This is a genomic window from Parapedobacter indicus (assembly GCF_900113765.1).
GTDB lineage: Bacteria > Bacteroidota > Bacteroidia > Sphingobacteriales > Sphingobacteriaceae > Parapedobacter > Parapedobacter indicus.
In genome coordinates, this window is sequence record NZ_FOQO01000003.1 from 442,394 (window position 1) to 457,552 (window position 15,159).

Sequence of the window (15,159 nt, forward strand, 5' to 3'; positions counted from 1 at the left end):
ATTGCTGAGGCTGAGCACTAAAAAAAATGATCAAGAATTATTTCAAAATTGCCTGGCGAAACCTGAAAAGGAATAAGCTATTCTCATTAATCAATATTTCGGGTTTGTCGCTCGGTATTGCGACATGCTTTATCATTATGCTGTTTGTGCAAGATGAATTGAGCTACGATACGTTCCATGAGAACGCGGCAACTATTGCAAGGGTGGTTTTCCGCGCCGATATCAACGGCGGCAAAATAAATGAAAGCGTTACCATGGCCCCCGTGGCGCAAACCATGAAAAGCGATTTTCCTGAAGTACAGGATGCGACGAGGCTCCTCGATTACGGCAATCCAAAATTATTGTATAAAGAAACCGTATTTAAAGGCGACCGGTTCGCATTTGCCGACCCCAATATCTTCAACATTTTTACATTGCCAATGGTTGAGGGCGATCCCGAAACCGCTTTGCTTAAACCACACACGGTTGTCATTACGCAAACAACCGCTGAGAAGTATTTTGGAGCAGATAACGCCATTGGAAAGACTATCGTATTAACCAATGACAACAACCAACCGTATGTGGTAACAGGTGTCATTCAAGATATTCCAACCCATTCACATTTCCATTTTGATTTATTTGGCTCGATGAAAGGTTATACAGACGCCACGTCGGATTCGTGGATGTATGGCGGTTTCCATACGTACCTTTTACTAAAGCCGGGCAGTAATCTGCGGCAGCTAGAAGCAAGGTTTCCACAAATGGTTAAAACCTATATGGGTCCACAAATACAGCAGCAGATGGGCTTAAGCCTGGAGCAATTCACCACGCAAGGCAACCGGCTTGGATTTGCCCTGCAATCCTTGACCGACATTCACCTTAACTCCTACACAACTACGGAGTTTGAGCCGGGCGGCAACAAAGCGTTTGTGTACATATTTTCAGGAGTCGCGTTGTTTATGGTCGTTGTTGCTTGCATTAACTTCGTTAACCTTTCAACGGCGGGCGCATCTAAAAGAGCAAAGGAAGTGGGAATACGGAAAGTGGTCGGCTCCGACAGATTTCAACTCATCAAACAATTTTTATCGGAGTCTACCCTCCTATCATGCTTCTCTCTACTTATTGCATTTGGGGTGATACAATTGGTGTTGCCCGCTTTCAATCATATTTCCGGCAAGAATTTAACTTTCGATATGAACCCTATTCTTGCGTTTATCGGCTTAGGGATGTTGGCGGGCGTCATCGCCGGTATTTATCCTGCCTTTTACCTATCTTCTTTTAAGCCCGTCGCCGTTTTAAAAGGAAAACCCGCGGCCCGTGTCAAAAATATCAGTTTAAGAAGCGGGCTGGTCGTATTCCAGTTCTTTATTTCGGTGACGCTCATCATTGGAACAATCGTCGTGTATCAGCAAATGAGGTATATGCAAAATAAAGACCTCGGTTTCGACAAAGAGCAGCTCATCACAATCCCAAATTCTTATGCGTTGGGCAAGAATGAACAGGTTTTTAAACAGCAGCTATTGCAGGATTCGCGGATTGCAAGCGCAACGGCGTCGTGGTATAAGCCCGCAGGACCGAGCTATTATAACAATGCGTTGGCTTATCCGCAAGGCAATGACAAACATATTGTAAACGGAGTGGATTATCATGTGGATGAAGATTACATACCTACAATGGGTATGCACATCATCCGTGGAAGGAATTTCTCCAAAAATTTTGCAACTGATTCTTCGGGTATTATTCTAAATGAGACAGCGGCGACCGCATTGGGCTGGAATGCACAAACCGCTATCGGTAAAACGGTGATCAGGCAAAATAGCGTGAGAGGCGAGAATGTTCCTTTTCATGTAATTGGTGTCGTGAAGAACTTCAATTTTAAATCGCTGCATGAAGCAATTAGCCCTTTGTTTATGACATTGTACCCCGAGGGTGGTTTGATCTTTAAAATAAATACAACAGATATTGCGGGCTTGCTGGAAACGATGGAAAAACAATGGAATAATTACGCTACGGAAGAGCCGTTTACATACGCGTTTATGGATGACCTCTTCCATAACACCTATGCCGCTGAACAGAAGACGTCTGTTATCCTAAATATTTTTACTGTATTGACTATTTTAGTGGCTTGTCTTGGGTTATTTGGCCTGGCAACCTATACAGCCGAACAACGCACCAAAGAAATCGGAATCAGAAAGGTGTTGGGAGCCAGCGTACCACAGGTAGCGCAAATGCTGTCCAATGATTTTTTAAAATTGGTCTTGGTTGCGTCCATAGTTGCATTCCCGGTAGGTTGGTTAGCAATGAATCAATGGCTCGATAATTTCGCCTACCGGATCACCATCCAATGGTGGGTGTTTGCCGCGGCGGGACTGGTGGCCGTAGTTATCACGCTGCTTACAGTAAGTTGGCAGGCAATAAAAGCGGCGGTGGCCAATCCGGTGGATTCACTAAGAGATGAATAAATTGTTATGACAAGAAATCACCTGGTCCTTGCTATTCCATTGGGCTGGTGGGCAGCGAGTACATGGCCTCATGGATTCGCACGAGTGATGGCAAATCCCTATGCGTATCTGAAACGAGTTACTATTGGAGACTACCTATTTTTAGGTATTATTCAAATAAAGTTTCAAATAACATAAATGAAGCGCTAAATTGGCCCTGTAAACAAACCATTAAAACAATGAAAGCTATAAAAACACTCTTAGCAGGTTTTATGTTATTCGCTGTGGTCACAGCGGTACAGGCGCAAAAAATGAAAGTCCTCTCCGGCGACTTCGGATTTCTGGAAGGACAGGAACAGGTTAACGTGACCATGGATTTCAGCAAAGTAACGTTTTACAATGAAAACCTGTCCGAGCAGGAGTATATCGACCGCCGCGTGAAGGAGATCGACGAAAAAGAGCCCGGCGAATCCGCCAATTGGGTGCAAGATTGGAAGTCTTTCCGTAACGAACGCTTCCTCGATAAATTTACTACCATCGCCAGTGAAAATTCAAAAAAAGCTCAATTGGAGTTCTCCAGCGATGTAGATGCGCCGTTCACGTTGATCGTTAAACCGACATGGATCTATCCCGGTTGGTTCGGTGGCGTAATGAAACAACCTGCAAAAGTGAGTATCCAACTCGATTTTGTAGAAACAGCAAATCCTAGCAACGTCGTCTTGTCTATCCAATCGGAAAAAGCACTGGGTGATATAGCATTCGTTGGTGTACCAAACACGAACGATCGCATTGCTGAAGGATTCGCAAAAACGGGCAAGTCACTGGCGCAACTGATTGACAAGAAGCGGTGATGACAACAGCACTCCTTTACTGCAATTTTTAAAGCCGATACGGCCTGCTGTATCGCAGTTTGTATGGCAGGCACATCGACAATCGGATTCAGCCAGTCTGAAATCATGGATCAATCCGTTATACAGGGTCAGGGTGACAGGCACGCCAAACCTTGTTGAGTTTGCGAGCATACGCCTCATCCTCATTCCGCAATACATCGTTTTCTGAAGTTTGCGCCCATGCCGGTGGCAGTCTCTTCCATGGTGTCGAGACCGTTTAACCTTCCCTATAGGGTATTTGTCGGCTTCTCGTGCACATTATCGAAAATCAAAAAACGCAATCACTATCCCTGTTAGTTTTGCTGAAAACTAGATATAAAGATGAACAAAAAGACAATTGACGGCCCCAGCAACTACATGGAAATGTTTGGCCTCCTTGCAGAATCGAACGCGTCACTCCGCCACATCGTGGATCTGCCCGCCGAAGTCAGGCAACCTACGCCTACAATCGAGCTGGAAATAGAAGGTCTCGACTATTTTGCCCATCTCTTTTCACTGTTAGCCTGCGACTAAATGGAATCGAGCAGCTTTTTTATACGCAGCGCTTTGTGTACGTTAGTGTTGCTGTACTGCATTGAGCGGGCAAAAGGACAAGACAGCTTGGGAAACTATCCGTTACGGATTGACCTTCCGCTATTGGACATGCCCTTCCAACAAGACGCCACTCGTTCCGGTGAGTTATTTGATAGCTATTCCATGCAACAGGCCCTTGCGGTAACACAAAATCTGCACCGTGTCAACTACCATTTCAACAACAAGCTCTGGCACGGTTTTATCCATCCGGATACGAAGCGAAAGCGCATTTACAACCGCATTGCAGCTAATGTGACTTCGGGGTTGGTTGACTACGTATTTACTTACTATGGTGTGGTACTGTCACCGCAGTGGATGCACGAAGAATTCCATCGTGTCGGCCTAACCATCAGAAGCATATCGTCTTACAACGAAACCTATAACCGTTTCAATGGTGGATTCGCCAATGGCTCGGTGAGCCAAGTAAAAGATGAGGACCTCATTCGCCTGAAAAAGGAGGCGCCCGGGGAGCTAGTACGCAGCTTTGCCGCCGGTATTGAAAGCGAGTTTCTGCTATTACGAGGGTTGCAAAAGGACAATTTTTTCAGTGGCTCCAAGCATGCCAACATTGCCTTGAATATCCTACTCACCAAACATGCCATCGACTATGTGAATCAGTTTAAAAGAAGTGATTACAATGCCAGTATCGATAGCATGAATGCACATGGGTTGGCGGTAGCCGACCGTGACTTTGTCGGTTGGGACTTCACGCCTTGGGTGTATGACCTGCACCGGCCGGATGAACCTTACGAGGCGCGGGGTGCCCATCCCAGCGGCGTTGGCCTAGACCGAGCCATTAAGACGACCGCACTGACCGATGAAGAATACCGGTACCTGGAAAAGATGGGCAGAATGCAATACTTAAATTTCCTGTCGCCCTTTATGATCGGGATCAACCGCATTCCATTAAACGAATATACTGCACTCAATGTGGCCATGAGACATTATCTTAATTCTTTTGGCTACGACCTTACGGCAGATTTTTTTATTGATCATCGGGAGAAGCAGTACCTCATCAGTCTCCATGGGTACCGCAATAAACACCGGTTACTGCCGGGTATCGAAGTGGAGCGGAGTCCTTTCATGTTTCATATCAACGGGCAGCAACGCTTGCTGTTGCAGCCTTCGGCGATGTTGTGGTTTCAACCCAAGGATTTCCATGACCGCAAAGCACATCCCGGCGGATTGCTTCGTATACAGGGTTTCTATCTACTGAATAAAATCTGGCGCATCGTTGCCGTGGCGGAAGGAAAAACCGACGGATGGGTAGCCGGCAACCCCTACCTCGATGCAAAAGCCGGTTTCCGTTTCGGGATATCGGCGTTCTTCAATACAGGCAACGGAAATGCAGCAACCTTAATGTGATAACCATTACGATCTGTCTATGGGTATTGAATCGTTATTCGCCAGCGATATTGTGCTTGTGCCAAAGATAAATGTCGACATCGACTTCCCTTTTCCCTTAGTTAAAGGGGCAACCGCTGGGGGTGGTATAGACGTCGGTTGGTACACGAATTTTTCAGGAGGTGGATGGCGAGCCTTCAATGGCTGTAGGTTTTTTTTGTGCGATTATGAACATATAGTCTCCTGCACCCGATTGATATTTTTCACAGATGCGTGTTATGTCGCCAGTCACAATGTCCTTTTCCAATTGCCTCAATCCCGTAGTCAACTCAGTAGGTGAAATCAGGGACGAAAAAGATGATATCCCCCGTCTGAATGCCGGTTCCAGATACAATGTTGGCCGAGGCTTTCCAGCATACAAAAAGAAGTCCGTTAAATCGTTGCGAACATCGTATTTTTCGGTTTCGATTAACCGAAAGCCGAAGTACTTCAGATCGCTAATGAGATCTTCAATAGTCGGCATTTGACACATAGAAGCAGCCATCATTCGGGGGAAATAGTGATTTAACCAGTAATGTTGCATTTGATCGGGGCACGAAGTAAAAATCACGAACCGCCCACCGGGTTTCAGAACCCGGTTAATTTCGCCGAATGCTTTTTGCCTGTCGGACCAATGGTGAATGGTCAACATAGCAATCGTGTTTTCAAATTCACCGTCTAAAGCGGGGACGGCTTCCGCGGCACCAAGTCTCCAGTCGATGGAGTTATTGCGATATCTAGCAACATCCAACATATGCTCTGAAGGGTCAATACCTACGAAATTTACACCTTGATTTTGCAACGCTATGGCATAATTCCCTGTTCCACAGCCGATGTCCAAATTCTTACCTGCATGCGGAGGTCGAAGCAAGGAATAGAAGCGCCCGGTTAAGTAGGCATCTGCCGATCGCGTTCTGTTGTAGCCGGTGCCTATCTCATTGTATTTCGAAGTCAAGTTTTGACACATTTTTTTGAATGCAAATTAACCACAACATGATTCTTATTCTATTTATATGGCTGTAACGCCTCCACCAACTCCCGGTAATCTTTCCTTGTCAACCCTGGTCCATCGGTAATTTCCCACAAGGCATTTTGGATTATACCATAAATCACCTGCCAATCCGGTGTCTCATAGTCGGGCTCCAATGCATCCCATGGATTGTAATGCTGCGTGAGCCGCAACTTGGGGTAATTTTCTACCAATTCCAGCAACTTGCGGACATTCGGATCATTGGTGACCACACTGGGCTCGTACATATTTTTGCCGATGGGATAATCCTGCGTGTCCCATTGTTGATTTTCTTCCCAAGGGAATGCCATGGAGTGGTTGAGACAACCCAAGCCAAGGTATACAGTGGTCGTGTCTGCGGGCGTATTGACGTCAGCATATGTAGGCGGCACCTGGATACGTACCGTGGACGTCAGGATGCCATTTTGCGTACGCCCTTCGTGTTTGAACAGGCAGATCAAGCCGCCCGGTACCTCCACCGTGACCGTCACATCTAAGTTATTGATAAAATTCACATCGGCATAAAATGTGTTCATGCTGCCATGTAACAGTCCGAGATCGGGGTTGAATGGCTTGTCTGGCCGAGCCACTACTTCGATCCCTTCGGGCAACTGCCAGGACACACCGGCAGGAACGCCATCGGTATTCCCAAAGCCGGGCTGATCCTTCGATGAAGGAATGACAATATCCCAATCGTTCCCCTCTTCCAGCGGATCGGGTACGTCCGTACCCTCTTCTTTACCGCAGCCAGCTAATAACCAAAGCGCTATTGCGCCATACATCCACTTGCTCATCGCTCTTATAATTTAATAAATTCTACCCTTCTGTTCTGCGTCCGACCCACTGCTGTCTGATTGTCGGCTACCGGCTCAGCTTCACCTTTGCCTCCAGTATCCAATCGGCTGCCTTCAATCTTGTATTCGGCTTGCAGCATTTCGCTCACGGCAGCGGCCCTGCGTTCGCTGAGTTCGAGGTTGGCTTTATCGTCGCCGACGGCATCCGTATGGCCGACGATGCGCACACGGATGTCCGGATGCTGGGTGAGCACTTCCGCGATGGCTTTCAGCACGCCGGCCGATTCCGGCTTAACTGTCGCCGAACCGGTATTGAACAAAATGCCTGTCGTGCTGAACGTTCCCTCTTCCACCAGCTTATGCCGGGTATCAGGCAGCCCCTTGGCGATCTTGATGTTACTGAAATACACACCGATTTGCTCATCGTCATATGGGCTGCTACTCAGTTGGAAAAATAGTTGATTAAACGCACCTCCCTTCGGGATTCCCTTCGGCACATCATATAGCTTTTCGCCGTCCACCCAGATACGCAATCGTTCCTTTTGCCCCTGGATGGCGACATGCGACACTTTCCCGTACCATTGCCGCACCAGTCGATTCTTGGTAGGCGGATTGTTGAAATAACGCGTATATTTCTCATAGCTCTCGAGCACGATGTTTCCGGCATCGGACAGCGGAGAAACTTCCACATAAAACGACTTCTCACCTTTCGGATCGGACAAAAGCTTGTTGGAGGTCGTGGATTCACTACCGGAAGCCAGCAGCCCAAATTGAAACGACGGCGGCAGCCAGCCTTTGAAATCGTACTGCAGCACCATATCGAATTCGACCGTGAAATCTGATCCAAAGGGCTGCTCATTATCTGTTAAGACGACCGTGCGCTGTGCCATGCGCAGCCATTGGCCGGGAATATCGCCAAGGCTGACAATTACCGAGCTGCCATTGCTATTCCATCCGGTGGGTAGCTCACCGATGGCTTCGCCGGCAAGGTCGTTGGTATATAATACGGAGTCGCCAGGAATGAAATCATACCTACTGAACGCTTGGATGGCAGCTCTTGGGTTGCTGCTCGTATCTCTTCCGGATCCAGCAAGTTCACCGTCTGTTGACGGCTTGCTGTTATCCGAGCTTGAGGTTTTCCCTCCTGCCGTTGCCGATTCGATGGCTTTATCGATACCATTGGACACCGCCTTATCGGTTTCGTTCAATACCCGTTGGGTGGCGGTCTGCTCCACACGTCCTTTGATTTTATTGAGAATGGACTGGCCCTGTGCCATTGGCGGCACGACGCTGAAAAGCATGACCACAACCGCAGCAATCGGCACTCTTTTTACTGATAAATGCTTCATAACATCAAAATTAATCGGCACAAAGCTAGCCACTGCCGACAATGACTGCTTTCCATTTCGATAAACAGCTATATAGCGGCATGAACGCATCATAGCTTCGACAAAAACTCCTGTTTCGCTTATCGCCTTTTCCAGTCGCTTCATCGACGCCATCGATCGTTTATCGAAAACGAAAAAAACAATTGCCGCTTACTACCGATACTTGCCAAAAATGAATATGAACTTTGTCAACACATACACCTATTGGCTTGCCTGCGGACTGCTCCTCCTACTGACGATTTCCTGCCGCAAGGATGCACCCGCAATTGAAGAGCCTCGCCCGGTATTCGGCGAGCCGGTCATCAGGCCCAAGGGGCAGCCAGTGGGCAATGCCGTCTCGACTGTCATCGATGCTACGGGCGGCGCCCTGTGGTTCCATGGGGCAGTGCGACTGGAAGTCCCGCCCGGGGCGGTGGAACAGCCCACAACTTTCGGCATCCAGCCGATCGCCAATACGCTCCATGACGCTTCTCCCTATCCGGCTTTCCGCCTGACACCGGAGGGAACTCGCTTCAAAAAACCCATCAAGGTATCGTTTTTTTATGAGCCCCAAACCGATGGCGCCCCACAGACGCGTATGGTAGCTTTCCAGAACGACAAAGGTGTTTGGTGCGGCGTTTCCACGGCATTGGACGAAGCCCAGCATCGCTTGACCGTAGCGACCACACATTTCAGCGACTGGGTATGGTTTGATTTGCTGTCGCTCCGGAAAGAACGGGAATCCATCGGTGCCGGAGGGACGGTGAACCTCCAATTACTGCAACAAGTGCTGGGCGAGCTCGTCCCCGCCAATCATATCGACAGTGTCTCGCTCGGCGCCATGGACGACATCGGTTATTGGAAGGAAGACGTAACGGTAAGTAACTGGAAAATTGTATCGGGGCCAGGTAAGCTGGAACCGCAGGCGAACAAGTATGGCAAGCTCGGTGATGCGGTATACACAGCGCCAGCAATCATCAATGAAGCAACCGAAGTGGAAATCCAGGTAGAAGTCGAAAGCAAATACGGTTACATCAGCGACCCTACGGCACCCAACGGCCGCCGGAAGCTTGGTAAGCTCATCCTGCTCACGAAGATCCTGCTGGAGCCCGACCACTACTTTTTCCTTGAGGTAGACGGGGTGCGCCACGATCTATCGAAGGGCGCATCGGGAGCGGTCATGGGCGGTCAGATTACGGTCAGTAGCGCCAACGAAGCAGGTGTGGCCGTCACGTTGGGCTGCTTTGGGATTGGCTCGGGTACCTACCCCGGCGGCATCAAGGCCGGGGAGTCTTTTATTCTGGTGAGCATACCAACTCACGGGATGCGGCGATCTTTTCACAACGTCTACGTCCAATGCCCAGAAATCCACTATAGTGGCGTCACGGAAGTTGGAATCACGGATGTCGCCATCGAAGGTACCTTTTCCGGCACGGTCTATTATAGCGACCAAGCGTGCGGCTACAGCGATAGTAAATCGGTGAAATGCACATTCAAGATTAAGCAACATTAATTCAGGTAATCATATGGAATACACCAAAAAACAATGCACGCTCGGTATCACGCTCTTGGCATTGAGCGTGATACCACTGCTACATAGCGGTTGCACAAAGACCAAAGATGGGCCGGACGGCGATGGCCCACGAATGGGCTATGTAACGGGTATCGTCAAAGACCGGGCCGGAAAACCGCTGGAGGGCACGCACATCATCATTGATCATAGCATTTTCTTCAATGCCAACATAACCACCCGCACAAACGGCGAAGGCAAGTACGCCATCAATGTACCGACGGGCTCGTGGTACGCATTCGCCAAACGGGCGGTCGCATACAACGGCAAGACCTATTCCTTTTATTTACACCCCGATAACCCCACAGGATTCGGGGACGAAGGTGCAGTGCGTAATTTCGTATGGAAGTTGACGGGAACGATGCCCGAGCCGCTTTCCGGTCATTATGGAGGATTGGTGACCCTCGATAACTTTCCGGGGGTTTACATCGAAGCAACCGAAATCGATTTTCTGCTCACTCCGATTGGACCGTTGATTGATGGCAGCCAAGGGGAGGCAATCCGCTTGAAAGCTGAAGATGCCCACACCCTCAGGGACATTCCCATCGGCCGCTATCGACTAACCGGTACATACAACGGAAAACCGGTAACCTTCCGCAGATGGAATTCGGAAGACCCCTTCGTGGCGGACTACGAACTCAACTTCGAGCCGCAAATCGCAGCGCATTGCGATAATTGCTCGGCACTGGAATATTATTGGGAGCCGTAATGGAGGCTTCCACTTTTTATTTTCCTGCCACGTGCGATCATTCGAAATAGCGTCGAAATCATGACAGGATTCGGATGCGCGGCCGCTCTCCATCCACCTAAAAATAGCCCATCTTTCCCTAAAGAATTAAGGATTTGATACCATTTAGGTAGTGCTTACCCACACCTATCTCCTGCCCATTTTCCATCACCACGTAAAGCCTGCCGATTTCCCGATAGCAGGCGTCGATGCGTTCCATATTGACGATGAACGAACGGTGCACCCGTAAAAATTGTGAATCATCCAATCGACGCGCGATGCGCCCAATACCCGAAGTGCTGAGGAATTCTCCATGTATCGTATAAACGACGGTATAATCGCCAGCAGCTTTTAGGAAGCGAATATCGTGTATGGCAATACGCCTGAGCCGTTCACCGTCTTCCACGAAAAGATGCCTCCGCCGCGCAGGAGGGGTGGCTGTGTGGCCAGGTAAATCATCCACACCGACCGGACACGCCGCCTTCTGCAGTGCCGCATCTAACCGTGCCGCACCAAAGGGTTTTAAAAGGTAATCGAGTGCTTGGTGATCAAACGCTTGCAATGCATAGGATTCGTTTCGAGCTGTATAGATGACCTTGGGCATATGCTCCGCCTGCCGGATAAGGTCAAACACCTTGTCGCCACCCAATTGTACGTCCAGGAAAAGCACATCAGGTTCCAATGTGTTTACACAACGAATGGTCTCATTGCTGCTCCTGCATTCACCTATCACACGGAATCCGGGACGGTTATCGATGTGCCGCCTGATTTGCTGGCGATGTGCTGGTTCCCGATCGGCAATCAAAATGGTATTCATTTTCTTTTCTTTACTTTTAATCCGCTATCCATCGTTGCTGGGCATCTATTGGCCCGAGAGCCGGTTCAACGATCACCGGTTTCGTAACCTCAAAGGTAAAGGGCACCGTCTAGGCCATTAAGCGCAGTTTTGACAGAATCTCAATTCCCGTAGTACTACGTAGACGAATTGCAGCAGCCCGCTACAGAATGCCACAATCAACTGTAACATTACATGCAATTCTCTCGTCTACCAGGTATGTTATGGAGATGATACTAACCATACGATACTTGACAATCCTTTGCCTCTTCACGCCTTTCGGCGCTACGGCGCAGGTTGCTAAACCTGACACATTACAGGTGTTTCAACTCATTGATGCGGCCCGGGAGAAACAGCAGCAAGGTCTGACGGATGCTGCTGAATATGATTTTCAACAAGCTGGGGAATTGGCTAAACAACTGGATTTCGACCGCGGGCTTTTGATGTATGCGGGCCACTATTGCGTGTTCCTATATGAACAAGTGCGGTACGAGGAAGCGACGGCTATGGCTCACATGCAATTGGAAATCAGTAAGCGATTAAACGACATCCAACGCATGGGTTACGCCTATAACAACATGTCCTTACAGTATCAAGCACAGGGTAAGCTACAGCAAGCCGCTGAATCTCTCATGAAGGCATTGGAAATTTCGGCGGCGGTCCAAAAGCCGAGCATCCGGGATTTTTCGGACCGACGGAAATATTATAACAACCTGAGTTCACTATTACTGGACATGGATGACGTTGGAAAAGGAAGGGAGTATGCCTTAAAAGCGCTCGAAATTGCTGAACAACTGAAGGATACCCTAGCCATGGGTAAGAGTCTTGTCAATATAGTGGTAGCAGAAGCGATGGCGAATAACCTAACGGCTGCTGAGCAGCATGGAGGACAATTGCTGGAAATTGGCCAATCTCTTGGCGATGTGCAAACGGAATTGACTGCTTATATTAACCTAAGTGATATCTACCGAAGGCAAAATCGCTACTCCCTTGCCTTAGAGACCTATCAAAAAGCTTTGGCTCTTATTGAAAAAGCACCACCAGGTAACGAGGTATACATTCTTTCAGGAATCTCTTCCGTATATAAAGACATGGCACGGTATGCACCCGCCAATAGCTATTTCAACAAAGCTCGTGCGTTGGCAGAAGAGGAACTTACGAAGCCGAAGCTCATCGAACTATACCTATCGGGCGCAGAAATCAAGGAGCGTATAGGAGCCTATCACGAGGCGCTACTACTTCGGAAGCAATATGAGCAAATCAACGATTCGCTGCGCAACCAAGAGATCCACAACACTCTCCAAGAGCTTGAAGTGAAATACCGGGCCGCTGAAAAAGAAAAAGCTTTGGCAGAGCGTGACCTAAAAATCAGCGAGCAGCACAGTAAACTGGAGCAACTGAAAAAGTGGATCGTACTGGCGGTCGCTTTAGTCGTCATCCTGACCATCCTATTGATATTCCGCCGATTGATCACTCAACAGAAACGCAAAACAGCCGCTTCTGAACAGGCAAACCGTTTGCTTGAGGCACAACTGAAAGGTGAAGAAACTGAACGGGCGCGCACAGCCCGGGAACTGCACGACGGAGTGGCCAGCATCTTGTCGGCGGCGAAACTACATATCAACGCAGGAAACTGCGAGAATGCCGCCTCCAACACGTTGATCGGTGAACTGATCGAAACCGCCGTACAGGAAATCCGCAACATCTCGCATAACCTGGCTCCTGAAACCGTACTTAACGACGGATTTCCTCAGGCCGTCCAGGAATTCTGCCGACGGGTAAACCGCCCCGGTACGCAATTGGAGTGCTACCTAGTGGGCGAACTTCCGAAACTGGACGAGAGCACGGAGCTGATTCTATACCGAGTCATCCAGGAAGCCGTGACCAACACCATGAAACATGCCGAAGCTACAGAGAGCATCGTGCAACTTGTAGGGAATGGAACCCGTCTCTCTATCACCATCGAAGACAACGGGAAAGGATTTGATCTCCAGCAGCTGAAACAGACCGGTATCGGACTGCAGAATTTATCTTCAAGGATGATGCTATTGCGGGGAAGCCACGAAATCCGTTCCGCTCCCGGGAACGGGACGTCCATTTACATCGAAATCGATACAGCTCATACCGCACAACAAACCCAAGTGACCCCCGAAATGCGGTACCCCGGATAAAACAACTTGCGTAGTAATACGGATAATATACCGCAGTATTTTCTTTTAATTTGCACAGACTTAGGAGATACCTATCATGATCACTATCGGAATTGTAGACGACCATTCGTTGATTATTAGCGGGTTGATGCATATGCTGGCCGACCTAACGGATTATCCGATTTTGTTTACCGCCAACAATGGTAAACAATTGATAGCAGAATTGGATCGCCAGTTGCCGGGTGTTCTATTGCTCGACATCGAATTGCCGGACAGCAATGGTATTGAGCTGTGTACAGCTATCCTGAAAAAATATCCAGAGCTGCCAATTATTACACTCACCAACCACGATGAAATCGTGTATGTGAAAAAAATGATGCGCAGTGGTGCAAAAGGATATCTTCTGAAAGGAACCGATAAAGAGACCCTGCTGAAGGCCATTGATACCGTCTATGAAGGACAACAATTTCTAGATCGCCAGATCGAGCAAGCTATTCTACAGCAGACGATTTCAGGCAAACGTACTTCCATTGCCGTCAAACTGACCAAACGAGAAAGCGAGATTCTCACGCTGATTGCCAACGAATTTTCAAATCAGGAAATTGCCGACAAGCTGTTTCTTAGTGTACGTACGGTGGAATCACACCGCCATAGCCTCAACCAAAAATTAAATATCAAGAATTCTGCCGGATTGGTCAAGGAAGCCTATCTTCGTGGGCTGATTTAGCGTTATTTCTGCTCCAAGTCTTCCGTATCCGGCTCAGGCTGTCCTGATGGATTGCAAAAAGCGAAGCAACGTATTTCAAAGGCACTTGCTGGATCACTTCCGGCTGGGTATCCATCATTTTCTTATAGCGTTCCTCAGCCGTCATGCATATCGCGTCTATCTGATTGCTCTGCAACCAGTTCAACAACCGATCCATAATAGCCAACTCCATGTTATACATCCGCGGTATTGCTTGTTTCAACGACAGGGCGCTCGCCTTGTCCCACATCAGAACATCAATCTCCGTCAGCGACTCCAACGCACAGGTAGATAGCTGCCCGCTCTGCAGGTATAGCGGCGTAGACAGGAAATAATTATTCGAAACGATGCCCAGTGTATGATCAACACCTTTTTCCATCCGGTATAAGCGCGCAATGCCGCGATTAAGAAAATACAATGCATTCACAACCTTCCCTTGTTCCATGAGCACGGTATGCGGGGGTAGAATCCGATGCTGTGTGTGGGCACAGATGAGTTTATAGTCCGCAGGAGTGAACGGTATCCCATACTGTTGTGCAAAGGCACACACATGCTCAAAATGCTTCCGTGATATCATAGCGGCCACCTCGTCTCAGGTCAAACAGCCTCTAAATTAAAAAAATAAGCCGACTGATGCAATTTCTGACATACGTCAGTTGAACACCGCACCCGCTATCGCTAATTTTGTCCTCCATC

Annotated in this window: 14 protein-coding genes; 8 read left to right on the forward strand and 6 right to left on the reverse strand. The window is 48.5% G+C overall.

What is annotated here, in order from left to right:
* Nucleotides 1-26: 26 nt before the first annotated feature.
* Both BMZ56_RS08320 and BMZ56_RS25945 read left to right on the forward strand, forming a co-directional pair.
* Nucleotides 27-2,441, forward strand: coding sequence for an ABC transporter permease (locus BMZ56_RS08320; protein WP_090626100.1), 2,415 nt, complete (start codon nt 27-29; stop codon nt 2,439-2,441).
* A 218-nt stretch (nt 2,442-2,659) separates the two neighbouring features.
* Complete coding sequence (locus BMZ56_RS25945) at nt 2,660-3,271, forward strand: hypothetical protein (RefSeq protein ID WP_245893138.1); 612 nt, start codon at nt 2,660-2,662, stop codon at nt 3,269-3,271.
* Between the two features lie 118 nt (nt 3,272-3,389).
* Here BMZ56_RS25945 and BMZ56_RS26045 read toward each other — a convergent pair whose 3' ends face one another.
* Entirely contained in the window at nt 3,390-3,464 is a 75-nt protein-coding gene (locus BMZ56_RS26045; protein ID WP_369678703.1) for a hypothetical protein, read from the reverse strand.
* A 167-nt stretch (nt 3,465-3,631) separates the two neighbouring features.
* Here BMZ56_RS26045 and BMZ56_RS08335 point away from each other — a divergent pair, with 167 nt between their 5' ends.
* Nucleotides 3,632-3,823 carry a hypothetical protein gene (locus BMZ56_RS08335; RefSeq protein ID WP_090626102.1) on the forward strand — a complete coding sequence of 64 codons (192 nt, stop codon included), beginning with the start codon at nt 3,632-3,634 and terminating at the stop codon, nt 3,821-3,823.
* Nucleotides 3,824-5,248 carry a hypothetical protein gene (locus tag BMZ56_RS08340; protein WP_090626103.1) on the forward strand — a complete coding sequence of 475 codons (1,425 nt, stop codon included), beginning with the start codon at nt 3,824-3,826 and terminating at the stop codon, nt 5,246-5,248.
* Nucleotides 5,249-5,402: 154 nt separating this feature from the next.
* On the opposite strand, the gene BMZ56_RS08345 is transcribed toward BMZ56_RS08340, so the two are convergent.
* Genes BMZ56_RS08345 through BMZ56_RS08355 form a run of 3 tightly spaced genes read right to left on the reverse strand, consistent with a single transcriptional unit; the run spans nt 5,403 to nt 8,418 of the window.
* On the reverse strand, nt 5,403-6,221 hold the full coding sequence (locus BMZ56_RS08345) for a class I SAM-dependent methyltransferase (protein ID WP_177195086.1): 819 nt from the start codon (nt 6,219-6,221) through the stop codon (nt 5,403-5,405).
* Between the two features lie 50 nt (nt 6,222-6,271).
* Nucleotides 6,272-7,069, reverse strand: coding sequence for a hypothetical protein (locus BMZ56_RS08350; RefSeq protein ID WP_143072875.1), 798 nt, complete (start codon nt 7,067-7,069; stop codon nt 6,272-6,274).
* A gap of 5 nt (nt 7,070-7,074) precedes the next feature.
* Nucleotides 7,075-8,418 carry an OmpA family protein gene (locus BMZ56_RS08355; protein ID WP_177195087.1) on the reverse strand — a complete coding sequence of 448 codons (1,344 nt, stop codon included), beginning with the start codon at nt 8,416-8,418 and terminating at the stop codon, nt 7,075-7,077.
* Between the two features lie 211 nt (nt 8,419-8,629).
* Between BMZ56_RS08355 and BMZ56_RS08360 the strand changes: the two genes are divergently transcribed.
* Nucleotides 8,630-9,949, forward strand: coding sequence for a hypothetical protein (locus tag BMZ56_RS08360; RefSeq protein WP_090626107.1), 1,320 nt, complete (start codon nt 8,630-8,632; stop codon nt 9,947-9,949).
* A 13-nt stretch (nt 9,950-9,962) separates the two neighbouring features.
* Entirely contained in the window at nt 9,963-10,715 is a 753-nt protein-coding gene (locus BMZ56_RS08365; RefSeq protein ID WP_090626108.1) for a carboxypeptidase-like regulatory domain-containing protein, read from the forward strand.
* Nucleotides 10,716-10,833: 118 nt separating this feature from the next.
* Here BMZ56_RS08365 and BMZ56_RS08370 read toward each other — a convergent pair whose 3' ends face one another.
* Nucleotides 10,834-11,550 (reverse strand): LytR/AlgR family response regulator transcription factor, encoded by a 717-nt coding sequence (locus tag BMZ56_RS08370; RefSeq protein WP_090626109.1) that lies wholly within the window; start codon nt 11,548-11,550, stop codon nt 10,834-10,836.
* A 242-nt stretch (nt 11,551-11,792) separates the two neighbouring features.
* On the opposite strand from BMZ56_RS08370, the gene BMZ56_RS08375 reads away from it, so the two are divergent.
* Nucleotides 11,793-13,739: an ATP-binding protein gene (locus tag BMZ56_RS08375; RefSeq protein ID WP_177195088.1), complete on the forward strand. Its 1,947-nt coding sequence runs from the start codon at nt 11,793-11,795 to the stop codon at nt 13,737-13,739.
* A gap of 76 nt (nt 13,740-13,815) precedes the next feature.
* Entirely contained in the window at nt 13,816-14,445 is a 630-nt protein-coding gene (locus tag BMZ56_RS08380; RefSeq protein ID WP_090626111.1) for a response regulator, read from the forward strand.
* Here BMZ56_RS08380 and BMZ56_RS08385 read toward each other — a convergent pair.
* Nucleotides 14,414-15,040 (reverse strand): Crp/Fnr family transcriptional regulator, encoded by a 627-nt coding sequence (locus tag BMZ56_RS08385; protein ID WP_090626112.1) that lies wholly within the window; start codon nt 15,038-15,040, stop codon nt 14,414-14,416. The two genes, BMZ56_RS08380 and BMZ56_RS08385, sit on opposite strands and share 32 nt — an antisense overlap.
* Nucleotides 15,041-15,159: the final 119 nt, after the last annotated feature.